1 protein-coding gene is annotated in these 1,229 nt (G+C 42.4%); it reads left to right on the top strand.

Annotated elements, in window-relative coordinates; all coding sequences use genetic code 11:
• Positions 1-200 precede the first annotated feature (200 nt).
• On the top strand, positions 201-1,190 hold the full coding sequence (locus EZV76_RS16780; protein ID WP_136567684.1) for an IS110 family RNA-guided transposase: 990 nt from the start codon (positions 201-203) through the stop codon (positions 1,188-1,190).
• Positions 1,191-1,229 lie beyond the last annotated feature (39 nt).

Here is a 1,229-nt window from a genome sequence, read left to right as displayed (position 1 = left end):
AACGGTCTCCTTTACTTTGAATTTATATATTAAATAAGAGAAAGAGGAGAACTAAAACGGTCTCTAAGTTAAGCCTTACTAGACGTATCAGTCCTCTTTTCTCCTAAAAGTTGCATAGAACCAATTGGAATACCAGGTGTTGTAGCACCCAATAAAGGAAATAGTTTTTGCAACATAATTTAACCGTCAATTTTAAAATTATGAAAAATTACAAAGAAGCCATTGGTATCGATGTATCAAAGAAGACTTTAGACGTTAGCTGTCATCTATTGGGCAAGCACAAGGTGTTTACGAACGACATAAGGGGTTATCGTTCCATGTTGTCCTGGGTGGGAAAAGAAGTAAAGGACTCCTTTTTTTACTGTTTTGAAAACACGGGGAACTATTCCTTGAAACTGTCTTGCTATTTAAGTAGGCAAGGTGTTGATTATGTAGAGGAGAATCCGTTGAGGATAAAAAGATCCCTGGGTCTGGTAAGGGAAAAGACTGACAAGGTGGATTCCCGGCTCATAGCAAGATATGCCTGGTTGTGCAGGGAAGAACTGACCGTGAGCGAGGCAAAGAGTTTGGTTTATCAGGAGTTAGGGAGATTATTGGGCCTTCGTGATCAAATGGTACGCAATAGGGCGGGGCTATTGGGCACCTTAAAGGAGATGGAGCATTTGTTGGGGAGTCCTTCCACGGATATAGGCTGTATTTCCATCAAGAGGGCGATAGCTTCACTTGATAAACAGGTCAAGGCCATTGAGGCTAGAATGGATCAGATATTAAGGGAGGATGAGGAATTGTCGGGCAATTACGGACTGTTGCTTTCTTTACGTGGGATTGGTTTTGTGGTGGCGTGCCAGCTGCTCTATCACACCCAAAACTTCCGACAATTCGATTCATGGAGAAAATTTTCGAGTTATTGTGGCCTGGCTCCCTATGACCATCAATCCGGCAGTAGTTTGCGAAAAAGGAAACAGTGTCATTGGATAGGGGACAGGAAGATGAAGACTTTGTTGAGCATGGCCGGTATATCGGCGATACAACATGATCCGGAACTCAGGGCGTACTATAAACGGAAAATAGCGGAAGGGAAGCCTAAGATGGTTGCTTTGAACAATGTCAGGAACAAACTTTTGGCAAGGGCATTCTCTGTGGTTAAAAGAGGGACACCATACGTGGTTTTACAAAAATTCGCTGCTTGAAAAAGGTTGAAATAAGTTTGGATTTGATCTTGGAATACG

The organism is Flagellimonas alvinocaridis, from assembly GCF_004916895.1.
Taxonomy (GTDB): domain Bacteria; phylum Bacteroidota; class Bacteroidia; order Flavobacteriales; family Flavobacteriaceae; genus Flagellimonas; species Flagellimonas alvinocaridis.
The sequence above is the reverse complement of the archived record's forward strand: the minus strand, read 5'-3'. Positions and strand labels throughout refer to the sequence as shown.

Bases quoted from the DNA above. Each gene is read 5' to 3' on its own strand.
- EZV76_RS16780 (WP_136567684.1), top strand. From the start codon at position 201: ATGAAAAATTACAAAGAAGCCATTGGTATCGATGTATCAAAGAAGACT.